The organism is Flavobacterium sp. (genome assembly GCF_965657075.1).
Classification (GTDB): Bacteria; Bacteroidota; Bacteroidia; order Flavobacteriales; family Flavobacteriaceae; genus Flavobacterium.
In genome coordinates this window covers 79,048-96,367 of record NZ_CBFHMV010000005.1, presented here as the reverse complement: position 1 = coordinate 96,367, position 17,320 = coordinate 79,048, and the positions used below count along the sequence as shown (strand labels likewise).

Below are 17,320 nucleotides of genomic sequence, written 5' to 3'. Positions count from 1 at the left end.
CATTATAGGTATGGACATAGTTGAAGGTGTTCAAAAAAACAAAATGCTCATTAATTTGGAGTTTCCTATCGATAGATTAATTCAATTTATTACACAATATAACAACTTCATCAACGAAGGGGAAAAATTCTATCAAAAATTCAGCATCATTCTCAATAGCTATGAAAATGAGAAACAATGTGAAAGCAAACTGCCTTTAGAGTATAAGAGATTAAAATCGGATATAGATATAGCCATAGATAAATTTAACGTTGCCTATAGACCAGTAGAAATCAATGGTACAAAAATGAAAGAAATTTTATATGGAATTAATGAGTTTCAATAATGTAAATTAATTTGTTTGTTGTTAAATAAAACGAGGTTTATTTTTATGAACCCGTTTTATTTATGCAAATAGGTTTTAATTTTTCTTTTAAAAAAAAGAGAAGCATTAAATAGAAAATGAAATATCAAACAAAGGTTTTGTATTTACAAAAAAAATAGTGGCCGCTATAAAAAGGAAGTTTATGCTAATGTTTACCTTTTTCAAAATAAAAGAGCTAAGTTATCCATAACTTAATTTTATTGAAACATCATAACAAGGAAAGGTTGGCTTTGTTATAGTGAAAGAGAAAACCAACCATAAAAAAAAACAGCCACTTTATATAATGTTTTGACGGACATTAAAAGTGACTGTAAGTAATTTTAAAATACAAATATAATGAAAAAATTAATTTTTTGCTTAATTGCATTTTTAACAATCTGTATTTCATGTGTTGGTCAAAGTAAAACAAAATCAGAGATTATTGGAGAACCAAAAATTATTATTGATAATAATTCAATGATATCTGAAGAGTTTGAGGCAAGTGCAAGATTTCCTTTTAATTTTACAATTACTGTTGCAGCAGATTACGTTAATGTAGTTAGTACAGATTGCTGGACTGTAAATGTTAGAGTGTATTTTAATACTGAACAAGGGTCAATATTGATGGCTAATCAAAATGTAAATGTTGGTTCAGGTTGTCCTCAAGGAAGAATATCAAATGATTCCAGTGTAAAATGTCCAACTAAAGAATATAAAGGTGATTTGATAATTGAAAATAAAGATTCGTATGAATATTGTCTGATTGAGTTACTAGAAGATGAAAATATTTATAAAGTATATGAAAGAATCAAAATTGAATACATTAAAAGAAATTTAAAATAGCAATTATTATGGCTGTCATATTAAAAAGGCAGCCATAATTAAATAGAGTAAAACATGAAATAGATTGCTTATATACTAATTTTTTTATTATTTATTAGTTGTAAATCTTTGTTAGTGAATTATGCTTTAAAACAAAAAGGTATCTATGATAACAAAATAACTCTCAATAAATTTAAAAAAGAAGATTCAGAAATTGTTTTTTTTCAGATGGCACATATTGGTACAGATTTATTCTATAATGATGTAAAACAAAAAGTTGATTCATTAATTAAATACAATTAAATTTACAAAACTCACTAAATAAATTATTATGTATAAATTTATTATTACCGCATTATTTTTATCAATTAATACTATTTCTTTATCACAAGATTTTGCTAAAAAAAAATATATTTCAGCAGAATTTAATTATAGAAGCTATGGCACTAATGACCATATAGGCAATGGTTTTGGTTTAGAATATTCCAAAGAGGTAAATAAATGGTTTGGTTATGGTATAAATGCAAGTTTTTTTTCTAATAAGAAAACAGATTGGGATTTTTCTAATCCATTTACAGGGGATCGATATATTTATAGAGGTTTAATTAATGACTATAAAGTAACACCCTTTGTACAGTTATTTCCAATTAATACTAAAAGTATAGATTTTTTCTTTCATTTAGGCTTAAAAACAGGTTATTATCATCAAGAATATTATTTAGGTGGATATAATATAAATTACACGCCTGAAAGTTTTGATAATTTTATTTATGATGATGGCTATAAGGGTATTCAATTAGGTTATGAATTAGGTTTAGGTATAAGGGTTCAAGTAAATAAAATGACCATGACACCTAACGTAACATTAATTTCTAATGATTTAGAAGGAAATAGTTTTTCAGGTATAAATTTAAAAATAGGTTGGCAAATAAAATAATGGCTGCTAGCAACCGCTACTAAGCAATATAGCATAATTAGCGTTACTGTTATTGCAAATGTGTTTCGGGCAATGTGAAAAGTTAGTTCTTTTTCAATTCCGTAAATTTCAGCTAATTCCTTTAAAAAAGCATTCATTTTTTGGTTGGATAGCATAGGGAGCAGTTTCTCATGATCAAATTTTTAACTCGAAAACGTATAAACATGAGAAAAATTAAGTAAGTTGAAGAAAAACAGAGTTAGCACTAAAAAAGTAATCATAAATTAATGCCTTCTTCTCAATCTTTACAAGGCATTAACTCAAAACAACTTTTTCCTAATTTTTTTCCAACGGTAATTTCTTATAAATCGGGCTTGTTCGTTAGTAACTAATAACGCTTTTCCAGAAGATTTGGCTTTTATAAACCCATGGATATAATCTATAAAAAGTAGCGGTTTTTTCTTTCTTAGAGCCAATTTTAAAGAGGCTATAGCTGTTATTAAAAAACCATATCCTAAACTGTAAAAAGCTTCTCCTTGTTTATAACGAGCAGCTTTGTTGTAATTGGTACCAGTGGGTTTTAAGTGTTTTACTTGTAATGTTTCATCGGTAACGACTTTCCAATTATAGAATTTACAAAGCAATTCATCCACAGTATCCCAACCCATTGCAGGTTTTAAACCGCCAATTTGTTGAAATGTTTCTTTTCTATACGCTTTAAAAGCTCCTCGAATATGGTCTTTATCGGTTAGGTTTTCTAAAATCCAACTTCCGTTTTTTTCGATATACGCAAAGCCTCCAACCATTCCTATACGCTCATCAGATTGAAAATGTTTTATAATTGTTTCAAAATAATTGGCAGGAAAAATCAAATCAGCATCGGCTTTTACAATAAAATCATAATCATCATCTAAAGTTTCTAAACCAGTTTGAAATGCTTGAATTACCTTACTTCCAGGCAAATGAATGGCATCGGAAGTTTTGTTAATTATTGATATCCATTTATGCTTTTTGATAAACTTATTTACTTCAATTTCAGTAGTATCTGAAGAATTATCATTAACAACTATTACTTTTTTTGGCTTAGCAAATTGATATACAATTGACCTTAAAGTAAATGCAATGTGGTTGGCTTCATTATATGCAGGAATGATGATGTAATAGTTCATTTATCTAATTACTTTTTACTAATTACTCTTTACTAATTACTAATTACTCTTTACTCTTTCAGCATAAACCAAATAATAACGATTGGTAAAGTACCTCAATAAAGGTCTAAACCCTATTTTTTTTACAGGATGAGTAAATTTTACACTATCCACAATTTGAAACCCCGTTTTTTCTAACAACCAATCCAGTTGCCAATCTTCAAATTCATGATAATGTCTGTCCCACATATCGGTTTTGCTTCGATAAGCAGAAGAAAACCACAAACGCATTGGAATAGAAATCAAAATTTTATTGCATTTTACATTTTCTAAAATGGTGTAGGGATTTAATAAATGTTCAAAAATTTCAAAAGCTGTAACAACTGAATACTCTTCACTTTGTAAAGTAGTTTGATCCATATCTAAATCTTCTCCTTTTGTATTTTTGACCTTGTATCCATTATCATCCATTATTTTAGAAAAAGGATTTGGTACACCTAAATCTAAAATAGTTTCGTCAGTTGAAATATGTTTTTTTAGAAAATCTAAAGTAATGTTGAATCGTTTGCTTGGATATGTTTTTTCGTACATGAATAGATCTGTCTCTGGTTTTTGTATTATGTAAAGCTACAAAGTTATACTAATAAAGCGTAATTTTTGTACATTAGCTTTTTAAAAAATTTGATTATGAAGAAAATAGCCTTGTATTTAGTTTTTTGTATTTCATTTTTGTCGAATGCACAAGAAAAAACAATAATTCATTGTGGTAAGTTTGTTGATGTTGAAAACGCTAAGGTTTTAGATAATATTTATGTTACCATTATAGGTGATAAAATTGAAAGTGTATCTAATGTTAAACCAATAGTTGCAGAAAAGGATTTGTTTATTGATTTATCTAAAAAGACTGTCATGCCTGGTCTTATTGATATGCATGTGCATTTAGAACATGAAACTAATGCGAAACAATATTTGGAAGAATTTACTTTGAATGATGCTGATATTGCCTACAAATCATTGGCTTATGCTGAGAAAACTCTAAATGCAGGTTTTACAACTGTTAGAGATTTAGGAGGAACAAATATCAATATATCTTTAAGAAATGCCATTGACAAAGGTTTGGTAAAAGGGCCAAGAGTATTTACTGCTGGAAAATCTATTGCAACAACTGGTGGTCATGCAGATCCAACCAATGGTTATAGAAGTGATTTAATGGGGAATCCTGGTCCAGATGAAGGTGTTGTTAATGGTGTAGATGATTGTGCAAAAGCGGTAAGACAAAGATATAAAGATGGAAGCGATTTGATCAAAATAACGGCTTCTGGAGGTGTATTAAGTGTTGCAAAAAGTGGTGAAAACTCTCAATTTACAATAGAAGAAATACAAGCTATAGTTAGTACAGCTAACGATTATGGTTTTAAAGTTGCGGCTCATTGTCATGGTGAGGAAGCAATGAAAAGGGCAGTTGTTGGAGGCGTTCATTCTATAGAACATGGCACTTATATGAGTGAAGATGTTATGAAATTAATGAAAGAAAGAGGTACCTATTTAGTGCCAACGGTTACAGCAGGAAAATCGGTTGGATTATTTGCAAAAATTCCAAATTATTATCCAGATGTCGTTGTTCCGAAAGCATTAGAAATTGGTCCAAAAATTCAAAACACTTTTGCTAAAGCTTATAAATATGGTGTAAAGATTGCTTTTGGAACGGATGCTGGTGTTTTTGCTCATGGTGAAAATTGGAAAGAATTTATTTACATGAATGAAGTAGGTATGCCTTTTATGGAAATATTAAAAACTGCTACTATAAATGCGTCGGATTTATTAGGCCAATCTTCTAATTTAGGTACGATTGAAAAAGGGAAATTTGCTGATATTATTGCAGTAGATGGTGATCCAACAAAAGATATTAATCTGATGGGGAAAGTCACTTTTGTAATGAAAGGTGGAAAAATTTACAAGTCGGAATAATTACATTCTATATGCAATCGCATTAATATTCATTCCTGCACCTACAGAGGCAAAAAGAATAATGTCGCCTTTATTTAAAGACTGATTATCTATTTGTCCTTTTATTATTAAGTCATAAAGAGTTGGTACAGTTGCAACACTAGAGTTTCCTAATTTATGAATACTCATAGGCATAATGCCTTCAGGAGTTGCAGTTTTATATAGTTTGTAAAAACGATTAATTATAGCTTCGTCCATTTTTTCATTGGCTTGATGAATTAATATTTTTTTGACTTCACTAATGTCAATTTTTGCATTTTCTAAACATTCCTTCATGGCATTTGGTACGTTAGACAAAGCAAATTCATATATTTTACGACCATACATTTTTATATAACGCACATCTGGATCATTATCTTGATTGTATGATTTTCCAAAATATAAATAATTGGCCTCATCGTAAGTATAAGTCCCTGATTTATGGGATAAAATGCCACAATCTTCTTCTGTAGATTCAATAATTGTAGCTCCAGCACCATCTGAATATATCATGCTGTCTCTATCAAATGGATCAACAACTCTTGATAATGTTTCTGCACCAATAACTAAACATTTTTTTGCCATTCCAGCTTTGATAAAAGCCTGAGCTTGAATAACACTTTCAACCCAACCCGGACAACCAAAAAGCATATCATAAGCTACACAGTTTGGATTTTTAATGCGTAAATTATACTTTACTTTTGACGCTAAACTTGGCAACATATCTCCTTGGATAGCACCTTTTTTTACATCTCCAAAGTTGTGTGCTAGAATAATATAATCTAAAGTTTCTGGATCTATATTTGCGTCTTCAATTGCTTTTTTTGCAGCAATTGTAGCCATGTCTGAAGTGTTTTGATCCCCTAAAGCATATCTTCGTTCCTGAATACCAGTTATATCTGTAAATTTTTGAGCAATTACATCATTTGAGTAATTTATAGAGGAACCATCTTCGTTTAAAAATTTGTGATTAGCAAAATCTGCATTAGTTACAACTTTTGAAGGAATATAACTTCCTGATCCTGTTATTTTGATATTCATCCTGTTAATTTAATGAAATTTATATGTAAATTTAATAATTATATATTACAAAACTTTAATTAATTTACTATGCACGCATACTATTATCATATTGTTAAAAATGCACTATATATATTGTTAAATATTTATAATTAAACCCGTTTTTATGTAAATTTAATTTGCATTATAGTAGCCATACTTAATGCATTGGTTTTCATTTGCTCTGAATTTAGACCGCTAAAGTTTGAATCTATGCTTATGTAAAAATGATTTAACCAAGTGTCATAATGCTCTTTTTTGAAAGCGTGTTTCTCATGTAAATCTTTGTGGATTTGAAACATATTGTTGCTGTAACCTCCTTTCATAAACAAGGATTGTTCCCAGAAAGTAGCCAAAATATCAAAGTGATGTTCCAAATGTTGGTCAATATTTGTGATTTTAGTGAAGTAAAAACTAATACTTTCATCAGTTAAGAGTTTTCCATAAAATTCTCGCATGACTAAAAGAATATCTTCTCTAGTTTCGATATCATTCATTTTTTAAATTTTAGACAAAGTTAGTATTCTCCTAATTTTATTATCTGACATTTATCATAAAAAAGAAAAAGGTTTCAAAAATTAATCTGAAACCTTTACTATTTATAAACCCTAAGGACTAATTACTATTTTTACATATACGCTTCAATAGGAGCACAGCTACAAACTAAATTTCTATCACCATAGGTTTCATCTACTCGACGAACACTTGGCCAGAATTTGTTTTCCATAACATACTCTAATGGATAAGCTGCTTTTTCTCTTGAATAAGGTAAAATCCAAGTATCAGAAGTTAACATGTTTAAGGTATGAGGAGCATTTTTTAAGACGTTGTTTGGTTCTTCTATTGTTGCGGCTTCAATTTCTTTACGAATAGAAATCATCGCATCACAGAATCTGTCTAACTCAGCTAAATCTTCCGATTCAGTTGGTTCAATCATTAATGTTCCAGCAACAGGGAAAGAAACTGTAGGTGCATGATAACCATAATCCATTAAACGTTTTGCAATATCAGTAACTTCAATTCCTTTGGCTTTGAAAGCTCTACAATCTAAAATCATTTCGTGAGCCGCTCTTCCTTTTTCACCAACATATAAAATTGGGTAATGTTCTTCTAAGCGTGCTTTCATGTAATTGGCATTTAGAATAGCATATTTTGTTGCATTTGTAATTCCTTCTGCACCTAACATACAGATATATCCATAAGAAATTAAGCAAACTAAAGCAGAACCATAAGGTGCTCCAGAAATAGCAGTAATAGCTTGATCGCCACCAACTTGTACTAATGGATTGCTTGGTAAAAATGGAACCAATTTTTCATTTACACAAATTGGTCCAACACCTGGTCCACCACCACCATGAGGAATTGCAAATGTTTTGTGTAAGTTTAAGTGACAAACATCAGCACCAATTGTAGCAGGATTTGTTAGTCCAACTTGTGCATTCATATTAGCACCATCCATATAAACTAAACCACCATTATCGTGGATGATTTGCGTAATTTCTTTAATAGCACTTTCAAAAACACCGTGAGTTGAAGGATAAGTTACCATTAAACATGATAATTCGTCTTTATATTGAATAGCTTTTTCTCTTACATCATCCACATCGATATTACCGTTTTCCATAGTTTTGGTAACAATAATTCTCATTCCAGCCATAGCAGCTGAAGCAGGATTTGTTCCATGTGCTGAAGCAGGAATTAAACAAACCGTTCTTTGTTTATCGCCTCTTGATAGGTGATAAGCACGAATGGTCATTAAACCAGCATATTCTCCTTGAGCACCAGAATTTGGTTGTAATGTAGTTCCAGCAAAACCAGTAATTACATTCAATTGGTGTTCTAATTTTTTAAGCATTTTAGTATAACCTTGCACTTGATCTAAAGGAGCAAATGGGTGAATGGTGTTCCAATAAGGCATGCTTAAAGGTAACATTTCAGCAGCTGCATTTAATTTCATTGTACATGAACCTAAAGCAATCATCGAATGATTTAAGGATAAATCTTTACGTTCTAATTTTTTGATATAACGCATCAAACTGGTTTCAGAATGGTATTTATTGAATACCTCATGTGTCAAAAATTCCGATTTTCTGTTTAAGTGCATCGGATAATTGTTTTCTAAAACATATTCAGAAACTTCAAAAGCTTCTTTTCCTAATGCTTCAGCGAAAATGGCAATTACTTCATTAACATCACTAAATAAGATAGTTTCGTTTAAAGAAATTGAAATTGTTTCATCGTCAATGTAGAAGAAATTTACTTCTTTACTTTCAGCGATAGCTCTCACTTTTTTAGCATCAGCTTTTACAACAATGGTGTCAAAAAAGGCAGTATTTGTTTGGTAAACACCTAATTTATTCAAAGCATCAGCTAAAGTCGAAGCCATTCCGTGAACTTTGTCAGCTATATATCTTAAACCATTTGGTCCGTGATAAACTGCAAACATTCCTGCCATAACAGACAATAAAACTTGAGCTGTACAGATGTTTGATGTTGCTTTTTCACGTTTGATATGTTGTTCACGAGTTTGTAATGCCATACGAAGCGCACGATTACCATCTGTATCTTGTGACACTCCAATAATTCGACCTGGCATAGAACGTTTGTATTCTTCTTTCGTAGCAAAGTAAGCAGCATGAGGACCACCGTAACCCATTGGAATTCCGAAACGTTGTGTAGTTCCAACTACTACATCAGCTCCCATTTCACCTGGAGGTGTTAATTTTACTAACGATAAGATATCAGCAGCAACAGCTACTTTTATTTCGTTTTCATTGGCTTTTTTAATAAAATCAGCATAATCATATATTTGACCGTATTTTCCAGGATATTGAAGAATAGCTCCAAAATAGTCGTTTGAAAAATCAAATTCTTGATGATTTCCGATAACTAATTCAACACCAATTGGAGTTGAACGAGTTTGAAGAACCGATAAAGTTTGTGGTAAAATTTCTTCAGAAACGAAGAATTTACAAACATTATTTTTCTTTTGGTCACGAGAACGAACATCAAATAACAAAGCCATTGCTTCAGCAGCAGCAGTACTTTCGTCTAATAAAGATGCATTTGCGATTTCCATTCCAGTTAATTCAATAACTGTAGTTTGAAAGTTTAAGATAGCTTCTAAACGACCTTGAGCAATTTCAGCTTGGTATGGTGTATAAGCGGTGTACCATCCTGGATTTTCAAAAATATTTCTTTGAATTGCTGGAGGAACAATTGTTGGGTGATATCCTAAACCAATGTATGATTTAAAAACTTTGTTTGTACGACCCAAAACTCTAATATGATTTGCATATTCGTATTCGGTCATGATATGTTCCAATTCTAGTGGTTTTTTCAAAAGAATATCACTTGGAATTGTTTCGTAAATTAATTGATCTAAAGTTTCAACACCAATAGTTTCCAACATTTTTGGTAAATCGTTTTCTCTTGGTCCTAAGTGTCTTAACGCAAATGAGTCTGTTTTCATTTATATAAAGATAAAGTGTGTAATTGTGTTGTTTTTTTAGTGTCCGAAACTAGTTCAGATTAAAGTGCAAAAGTAATTATTATACTTTTAATTTTTCCTTAATTTTAATTGAATTTTTGTCTTTTTTTCAACTAAAAGGCATTCTTATTAACACTTTGATTATTTTTGTTGAATGCGAATATTAAAATATTTATTTGACTTTTACATCCAAAGCAGTTTGCATGTTGCATTGGCTGTATATGCATTGATTCGTATAACGTTTTTAAAGTTAAACATTTCTTATGATGAGTCAGTGGCTTATTTTGGTTTTTTTGGCACAATTGTAGGCTATAATTTTATAAAATATGATGAGTTGGCTCGCATTAAAAAAATAAAATTAACCAAAACTTTTAAAGCTATAATTGTTTTGAGTTTCATTTCAGCCATTGCAGCATTTTATTACTTTTTAGAGTTGAAAACGAAAACCAAACTAATTGGATTTGGAACATTGCTTCTCACAATTTTATATACATTACCCTTTTTTCCTCACAAATCCAATATGCGAAATTGGAGTGGTTTAAAAATTTATTTAGTAGCTATTGCTTGGGTTGGAGTTACGGTTCTTTTGCCTGTATTAAATGCTGAATTTGATTTTTCAATATTGGTGATTTTGAAATGTATTCAACGATTTATTTTGGTTTTTGTTTTGATGTTGATTTTTGAAATTATTGATTTACAGTTTGACGATTTAAAACTCCATACTATTCCTCAAAAATTAGGAGTGAAGCAAACTAAAAGATGGAGTTACTTATTAACTTTTATTTTTTTTGTTTTAGACTTTTTTAAACCAAATATTACCAATCAGCAACTATTGATTACTTTTTTAGTTGGTTTGATTTTAATAACTTTTACTTTTTTTGCGAATTCAAAACGCACCAAATATTACACTTCTTTTTGGGTTGAAAGTGTGCCTTTTATTTGGTTGGTTTTTCTATTGATTTTCAGCTAAATTTTTCAAAACGGTATTTCTTGTTTTAAGAAAATTTGTCATGTGTTTTTTTAGAAATAGCCAGTCGAAAAATTTTCCAAAAATTCCAAAAGGAGTTTCGTAAATTAAATTGTCAATCATAACCGTTTTGCCGTTTTTTTCTATAAAAGAATGTTCATGTTTAAATGATTTGAAATTACCATGAATCATTTCATCAGCAAAATAATTGTGTAATTCCATTTCGGTAATTTTACTTGTATGTGTTAAGTAAAATCCAAAATGTTTGCCTTTCCAAGTTACGGTTTCATTTAAGTTAATTAAACCAGAAGTTATTCCAGCAATTGCTTTTTCATCTGTTTTACTGGCAGAATTTTGATGCACATCAATGTTTCTGGCTAAATCAAAAACAATTTGTTTAGATGCATTTATTTTGGTGATGAGGTTTATGGTTGTCATATTTTTAAAATAGAAACCCTTTCAGAGTTTTAAACTCTGAAAGGTTATTGTTTAAGTTAATCGTTGATTACTATTCTGGCTTCTTTGTGATTTTCTTTGGCTTTTCTTTTTCCTCTAAAGAAAAAGTACAAATTTACAAAAAGCATTATTCCTAAATAAATAGCAAATCCACCAATTTTGTAACTTAATCTTTCGATTAATTCTTGATAGGAATTTTGATGTAGATATAATTCTAAAATCATTAAAGCAAATCCAAGGTTCAAGAGATAGAATCCTGTTTCGAATAATTTGTTGGTTGCTTTTGCAATTTCGTCTCGACCATTGAAAATGTCTTTCATGTAAATTAAACTGTTTTTGAACAATGTTTTTGAAACATAAATTGTTAGTCCAATGGCAATTGGTAAATAAATAGCGTAACCGATTAAAATTTTTGAAGTTTCCATAAGATGAATATTTAAATTAATTTTTTTACTTGTTTGGTGATGATTAAAATGTTGAAATAGTGCATTATTCCAATTAAAAATAAAATGATGGATGTCTTGATAGCAATGGTTTCAAATAACTGTGTTTGAGTAGTTATTATGTTCCATTGAACTAAAGTAATAGCACAATAACCTAAATTAAAAAGATAATAAGCAATCAATAAAACCTGATTGATTTTCAAGCATAAATCTTCGTGATTTGGAATTAATTGAGCTACAAAAATGTTTCCGTTTGTATAACAGATTTTACCCACTTTTAAAATGATTATTGCTGTTATAGATAAGTAGATTATATAGCCAATGATGTTTAAGTTCATGATGTTAGGTGTTTAAATGCTTTTTCTAAAGTGTCAAATTCAAATTTAAAACCATTTTCTTGTAATCTTTCTGGAATTACATTTCTACTTTTTAAAACCAATTCAGTTTCTGTTCCAATTATTTTTGCGCCAATTTTTAATATTGGTTTTGGAGTTGGAATTCCAATTGGTATTTTTAAACTTTTTCTTAATTCACTCATAAAATCTCTATTGCGAATTGGTTTTGGTGAAACAATATTTATAATTCCAGTCATTTCTTTTTCAATAATAAATTCGATGGCTCTTGCAAAATCTTTTTCGTGAATCCAACTTATGAATTGATTTCCTTTTCCTTGTTTTCCACCTAAACCAAACTGTGTTAATCTTTTTAAAGGAATAAAAGCACCACCATTTTTACCCAAAACAATTGATGTTCTTAAAGCGGTTTTTAGTGTTTTTGGAGTTTCAATTTCAAAGAATGTTTTCTCCCAAGCTTTGGCAACATTCATAGAAAAGTCATTTCCAATTTCACCATTTTCTTCAGTCATTTGCATATCTACTGAATGTCTGTAAATAGTTGAAGTGGAAGAATTTAACCAATTCTTTGGTGGATTTTTACATTGTAAAATAGCTTTATTCAAAATTGAAGTACTATCAATTCTTGAAGCTAAAATTTCTTTTTTGTTTTTATCCGTATATCTACAATCAACTGATTTTCCAGCCAGATTTATTAATACATCACAATTTTCTAATTCGTTTTTCCAACCAGAGAGAGTCTTTGCATCCCAATTTACATATTTTGCATTGGCTGTTGTTTTAGGTTTTCCTCTTGTAAGAATTACAATTTCTTCAAACTTATCTTTAAAATGATTTAAGATAACTTGACCTAGAAAACCTGTTCCTGCTACTATGATTAGTTTATTTTTCATGATTTTCTTTTAATGAGTAAACAAGTATTGAAAGATACAAGCAAAGTATTGGTGGCAGAAACCAAATCCAATTATCTGCTATTTTAGAAAAGAGTAATAGAAAAAATATTATCACTATTAAGAAATATATTTTAATAGATATACTTTTTGGAAACTTTATCCAATATAATATTCCCAATACTACCTGAATAAGACCTGTAACCATTGTTGAAAGTGCGGCTAGAATAAATAGACCTTCAGCCATAAGACCTAATAATCCAATAAATATTGGAATGAATAATGCAATAGTGTTTAATGCTTTTAATTTTGTCTCCATAATTCTTTTTATTTTTAAACTTTCAGAAAAAATTGAAAGTTTTGATTAAATTTTTTTAGGTTAAATTTTACTTCATAATTTTAATAACCAATCTTCCCAACCAATTGTCTTTGAATTCTGTTGCTTTTTCTAACATATTGTCAGCTTTTAGAACAAAGTCGTATAATTTAGTGGTTTGATCAATAAAGTGTCTTTCTTCTTCGGTTGCATTTGAATCTATAGTAGAAACTTCTTTCAAAACTTTTAAAGCAGGTTTGATTTCTCTTTTACTTCTTTCTCTTGAAATTTTTACGGCTAATTCATCTAAATCTTTTTCAGCCGTAAAAAACTCTCTACGTTCACCAGCTTTATATTCTTTGTAAACAATTCCCCAATCCATTAAAGAACGAAGATTCATAGAAGCATTTCCACGAGAAATTTGCAATTCTTCCATAATATCTTCCATGGAAATAGGTTCGTTGCTAACCATCAAAAGTGCGTGAATTTGAGCCATGGTTTTGTTAATTCCCCATTGACTGCCTAAGGCACCCCAAGTTTGAACGAATTTATTTTTTGCTTCTTTGAATTTCATTTGTCGTTTTTATTGTTTTTTATTGGTCAAATGCAAACGCATTAAAAATGCTTATTGTCATTGTGATGGTTATTTCATTTTGATAGTACAAAGATATATAAAAGTTTTTAAAGTTTCAATAAAAAATGAAAGTTATTTCAGTTTTACATGAAAAATATAATATTGGTGAATACGTTCACCGAAAAACATATAAAATTGGTGAATACGTTCACCGAAAAACATATAAAATTGGTGAATAGAAATAATATTTTATATATTTGTCAAAATTTTATGAGATGATTTCTAGAGATTTAACTCCAGTTTTAGCAACAAAACTGCATAAAGGCAAAGTAATTGTATTGATTGGACCGCGACAAGTTGGAAAAACAACGATGATTAATACTCTTTTGACTGATAATGACTATCTTTTTTTGGATGGTGATGATCATTCTGTGGCTGAAATAATTAGTAATGCCAATACGGAAGCTTTGCGTAGCATCATTGGAACCTATAAATATGTATTTATTGATGAAGTGCAACGTATCCCAAATATAGGTTTGAAGTTAAAAATCATTGTAGATCAAATAAAAAACGTGCAAGTTATTGTTAGTGGTTCATCGGCTTTTGATATTAATAATGCAACACAAGAACCTTTGACGGGAAGAAAATTTGAATATAATTTATTTCCTATTTCTTGGAATGAGTTTGAGAAAAATGCAGGTTACATTAAAGCACAACAACAACTTGAATTGCGAATCTTATATGGAATGTATCCTGATGTTATTAATAATTTTGGTGATGAATACGAAATTTTGAAAAACTTAGTTTCGAGTTATTTGTATAAAGATATTTTGGCTTTGGCTGGAATTAGAAAGTCCGAATATTTAGAAAAAGTGGTTCAAGCATTAGCTTTTCAGGTTGGAAATGAAGTTAGTTATAATGAAATAGCACAATTGGTTGGTATTGATAAAAATACTGTTAGTAATTATATTGACTTGTTAGAAAAAAGCTTTGTAGTTTTTAGAATCAATAGTTTTAGTAAAAACCTTCGAAATGAGATAAAAGCCAACAAGAAAATTTATTTTTATGATAATGGTGTTCGAAATATGATTATTGGAAACTTCAATAATTTAGCACTTCGACAAGATAAAGGTGCTTTGTGGGAAAACTTTATGATGGCAGAACGTATGAAGTTTTTATCGTATACACAAAGTAATGCAAAGCCTTATTTTTGGAGAACTACAACCCAACAAGAAATTGATTATATTGAAACCAATGCTGATGCTGTGAGTGCTTTTGAATTCAAATGGGCAACCACTAAAAAAGCGAAATTACCAAAATCATTTATTGAAGCATATAATCCAAGTTTTTTGGTGGTGAATAAGGAGAATTTTAGAGATTTTTTAGAATAGATTTTTTTAAAACCATTAAGAAATTAAGAAAAATTAACAAAAAAAACTTAATGAACCTTAATAATCTTAATGGTTTTACTTTTAAAACTTAAATCAACCCAGCCCTTTTCAACAAAGCTTCAGGCTTAGCTTCTTGACCTCTAAATTTTTTGTACAAAGTCATTGGATGTTCTGTTCCACCTTTTGAGAGTACATTTTCTTTGAATTTTGTCGCAACTTCTTTATCAAAAATGCCTTTTTCTTGAAAATAAGCAAAAGCATCAGCATCTAAAACTTCGGCCCATTTGTAACTGTAATACCCAGAAGAATAACCACCTTGAAAGATGTGAGAGAAAGAAACACTCATGCAATTTTCAGCCACATCAGAATATAGTTTTGTGTTTTCAAAAGCAGCTTCTTCAAAGGATTTTACATCCTCAATAGTTTGCGCTTTTCCATGATAAGCCATATCCAAAAGTCCAAAACTAATTTGTCTCATAGTTGCAATTCCTTCCAAGAAACTAGCACTTTCTTTGATTTTTTCAACATATTCTTGAGGAATGATTTCTCCAGTTTCATAATGTTTGGCAAATAAAGCCAAAGCTTCTGGTTCGTAGCACCAATTTTCCATCACTTGGCTTGGTAATTCCACAAAATCCCAATACACAGAAGTTCCAGATAAACTTGGATAAACGGTATTAGCCAACATACCATGTAATCCGTGTCCGAATTCGTGAAATAAAGTCGTAACTTCATTAAACGTTAGGAGTGAAGGTTTGCTTGGTGTTGGTGGTGTAAAGTTGCAAACATTAGATATATGTGGTCTATCATTGACTCCATTTCTAATTGATTGTGATTTGAAAGAAGTCATCCAAGCACCATTTCGTTTTCCTTTTCTTGGGAAAAAATCAGCGTAAAAAACTGCTACTAAATGGTTTTCAAAATCTAAAACTTCAAAAGTTTTTACATCTTCGTGGTATTTGTCAATATCAAAAACTTCTTTAAAAGTAATGCCATATAATTTTTCAGCAATTGTAAAAGCACCATTTAAAACATTTTCTAATTTGAAATAAGGTTTTAGTTTTTCATCATCTAAATTGAATAATTTTTGTTTCAACTTTTCTGAATAATAGGCACCATCCCATTTTTCTAAATGATCAATTCCGTCTAATTCTCTTGCGAAAGCAGTTAATTCAGCAAATTCTTTTTCCGCTGCAGATTTAGCTTTTTCTAGTAAATCATATAAAAACGATTTCACTTTGTCAGGATTTTGAGCCATTCGTTCTTCTAAAACAAAATGAGCATGTGAAGCATAACCCAATAAATTAGCACGTTCATGACGTAAACGAACAATATCTTTTACGTTATTTTGATTATCATATTCATTGTTTTGAAATGCTTTTTTACCAGCTGCAATAGCTAATTCTTTTCGTAATTCACGATTATCAGCATAAGTCATAAAAGGCAAATAGCTTGGCATATCTAAAGTAAAAATCCAGCCTTCTAATTGTCTGTTTTCGGCTTCCGATTTTGCAGCTTCAATTACACCTTCAGGCAAACCACTTAAATCATTTTCATGGGTGATATGTAATTGATAATTATTGGTTTCAGCCAAAACATTTTCACCAAAAGTCAGTTTTAATTTGGCCAATTGCGTATCAATTTCACGAAGTTTTGCTTTTTGTTCGTCATTCAACAAAGCACCATTTCTGACAAAACCTTTGTATTTTTTATCCAATAAGGTTTGTTGTTCTGTTGTTAAATTCAAACTATCTTTTTGATCATGTATAGCTTTAATTCTCTTGAATAAATCTTCGTTTAAAGTAATATCATTGCTGAATTCTGTTAACAATGGAGAAACCTCTTGTGCAATTTTTTGCATTTCATCAGAAGTCTCAGCCGAATTCAAATTAAAGAAGATAGATGATAATCTGTCTAAAGGATTTCCTGCAAAATCTAGAGCTTCCAAAGTGTTTTCGAAAGTTGGTGCTTCTATATTTTGAATGATAGCATCAATTTCGGCTTTAGCATTTTTGATATTTTCTTCAAAAGCAGGTTTGTAATCTTCCATTTTTATTTGAGAAAATGGAGCTGAGGTGTATTTTGTATTGAATTTTTGAGTAAGTAGTTTCATTTTAAATATCATTTTATTTAAACCATTAAGAAATTAAGGTTCATTAAGTTCTA

Annotated in this window: 18 protein-coding genes; 6 read left to right on the top strand and 12 right to left on the bottom strand. The window is 29.9% G+C overall.

The window, feature by feature from the left end; genetic code table 11:
• The first annotated feature begins 10 nt into the window (after positions 1–10).
• The 3 genes from ACTF56_RS05465 to ACTF56_RS05455 all read left to right on the top strand — a co-directional run bounded on the left by ACTF56_RS05465 (position 11) and on the right by ACTF56_RS05455 (position 2,102).
• Entirely contained in the window at positions 11–325 is a 315-nt protein-coding gene (locus ACTF56_RS05465; RefSeq protein ID WP_438965899.1) for a hypothetical protein, read from the top strand.
• A gap of 375 nt (positions 326–700) precedes the next feature.
• Positions 701–1,186, top strand: a complete 486-nt coding sequence (locus ACTF56_RS05460; RefSeq protein WP_438965898.1) for a hypothetical protein — start codon at positions 701–703, stop codon at positions 1,184–1,186.
• 310 nt (positions 1,187–1,496) lie between these two features.
• Positions 1,497–2,102 carry a hypothetical protein gene (locus tag ACTF56_RS05455; RefSeq protein ID WP_438965897.1) on the top strand — a complete coding sequence of 202 codons (606 nt, stop codon included), beginning with the start codon at positions 1,497–1,499 and terminating at the stop codon, positions 2,100–2,102.
• 299 nt (positions 2,103–2,401) lie between these two features.
• Here the strand turns inward: ACTF56_RS05455 and ACTF56_RS05450 are convergent, their stop codons facing one another.
• Together ACTF56_RS05450 and ACTF56_RS05445 are read right to left on the bottom strand one after the other, a co-directional pair.
• Complete coding sequence (locus ACTF56_RS05450; RefSeq protein ID WP_438965896.1) at positions 2,402–3,250, bottom strand: glycosyltransferase; 849 nt, start codon at positions 3,248–3,250, stop codon at positions 2,402–2,404.
• Between the two features lie 39 nt (positions 3,251–3,289).
• Entirely contained in the window at positions 3,290–3,820 is a 531-nt protein-coding gene (locus ACTF56_RS05445) for a methyltransferase (protein ID WP_438965895.1), read from the bottom strand.
• A gap of 96 nt (positions 3,821–3,916) precedes the next feature.
• On the opposite strand from ACTF56_RS05445, the gene ACTF56_RS05440 reads away from it, so the two are divergent.
• The gene (locus ACTF56_RS05440; RefSeq protein ID WP_438965894.1) at positions 3,917–5,197 is read left to right on the top strand and encodes an amidohydrolase family protein; all 1,281 of its coding nucleotides are present in this window, start codon (positions 3,917–3,919) and stop codon (positions 5,195–5,197) included.
• Here the strand turns inward: ACTF56_RS05440 and ACTF56_RS05435 are convergent, their stop codons facing one another.
• From ACTF56_RS05435 to gcvP, 3 genes are all read right to left on the bottom strand, one after another.
• A complete protein-coding gene (locus ACTF56_RS05435; protein ID WP_438965893.1) occupies positions 5,198–6,256 on the bottom strand; it encodes a 3-oxoacyl-ACP synthase III family protein in 1,059 nt (352 codons plus the stop codon).
• 143 nt (positions 6,257–6,399) lie between these two features.
• Positions 6,400–6,771, bottom strand: coding sequence for a group III truncated hemoglobin (locus tag ACTF56_RS05430; RefSeq protein WP_438965892.1), 372 nt, complete (start codon positions 6,769–6,771; stop codon positions 6,400–6,402).
• Between the two features lie 131 nt (positions 6,772–6,902).
• Complete coding sequence (gene gcvP, locus ACTF56_RS05425) at positions 6,903–9,746, bottom strand: aminomethyl-transferring glycine dehydrogenase (protein ID WP_438965891.1); 2,844 nt, start codon at positions 9,744–9,746, stop codon at positions 6,903–6,905.
• 172 nt (positions 9,747–9,918) lie between these two features.
• Between gcvP and ACTF56_RS05420 the strand changes: the two genes are divergently transcribed.
• On the top strand, positions 9,919–10,734 hold the full coding sequence (locus ACTF56_RS05420) for a hypothetical protein (protein ID WP_438965890.1): 816 nt from the start codon (positions 9,919–9,921) through the stop codon (positions 10,732–10,734).
• Here the strand turns inward: ACTF56_RS05420 and ACTF56_RS05415 are convergent.
• The 6 genes from ACTF56_RS05415 to ACTF56_RS05390 all read right to left on the bottom strand — a co-directional run bounded on the left by ACTF56_RS05415 (position 10,717) and on the right by ACTF56_RS05390 (position 13,763).
• Positions 10,717–11,169 carry an SRPBCC family protein gene (locus ACTF56_RS05415; RefSeq protein ID WP_438965889.1) on the bottom strand — a complete coding sequence of 151 codons (453 nt, stop codon included), beginning with the start codon at positions 11,167–11,169 and terminating at the stop codon, positions 10,717–10,719. The two genes, ACTF56_RS05420 and ACTF56_RS05415, sit on opposite strands and share 18 nt — an antisense overlap.
• A 56-nt stretch (positions 11,170–11,225) precedes the next feature.
• Positions 11,226–11,612 carry a hypothetical protein gene (locus ACTF56_RS05410; protein WP_438965888.1) on the bottom strand — a complete coding sequence of 129 codons (387 nt, stop codon included), beginning with the start codon at positions 11,610–11,612 and terminating at the stop codon, positions 11,226–11,228.
• 11 nt (positions 11,613–11,623) lie between these two features.
• Positions 11,624–11,968, bottom strand: a complete 345-nt coding sequence (locus ACTF56_RS05405; protein ID WP_438965887.1) for a hypothetical protein — start codon at positions 11,966–11,968, stop codon at positions 11,624–11,626.
• The gene (locus tag ACTF56_RS05400) at positions 11,965–12,876 is read right to left on the bottom strand and encodes a TIGR01777 family oxidoreductase (RefSeq protein WP_438965886.1); all 912 of its coding nucleotides are present in this window, start codon (positions 12,874–12,876) and stop codon (positions 11,965–11,967) included. The genes ACTF56_RS05405 and ACTF56_RS05400 overlap by 4 nt, the downstream gene beginning before the upstream one ends.
• A complete protein-coding gene (locus ACTF56_RS05395) occupies positions 12,866–13,192 on the bottom strand; it encodes a hypothetical protein (protein WP_438965885.1) in 327 nt (108 codons plus the stop codon). Before ACTF56_RS05395 ends, ACTF56_RS05400 begins: the two co-directional genes overlap by 11 nt.
• 67 nt (positions 13,193–13,259) lie before the next feature.
• Positions 13,260–13,763, bottom strand: coding sequence for a GbsR/MarR family transcriptional regulator (locus ACTF56_RS05390; protein ID WP_438965884.1), 504 nt, complete (start codon positions 13,761–13,763; stop codon positions 13,260–13,262).
• Between the two features lie 275 nt (positions 13,764–14,038).
• On the opposite strand from ACTF56_RS05390, the gene ACTF56_RS05385 reads away from it, so the two are divergent.
• Positions 14,039–15,154: an ATP-binding protein gene (locus ACTF56_RS05385; RefSeq protein WP_438965883.1), complete on the top strand. Its 1,116-nt coding sequence runs from the start codon at positions 14,039–14,041 to the stop codon at positions 15,152–15,154.
• A gap of 88 nt (positions 15,155–15,242) precedes the next feature.
• Here the strand turns inward: ACTF56_RS05385 and ACTF56_RS05380 are convergent, their stop codons facing one another.
• Positions 15,243–17,267 carry a M3 family metallopeptidase gene (locus ACTF56_RS05380; protein ID WP_438965882.1) on the bottom strand — a complete coding sequence of 675 codons (2,025 nt, stop codon included), beginning with the start codon at positions 17,265–17,267 and terminating at the stop codon, positions 15,243–15,245.
• Positions 17,268–17,320: the final 53 nt, after the last annotated feature.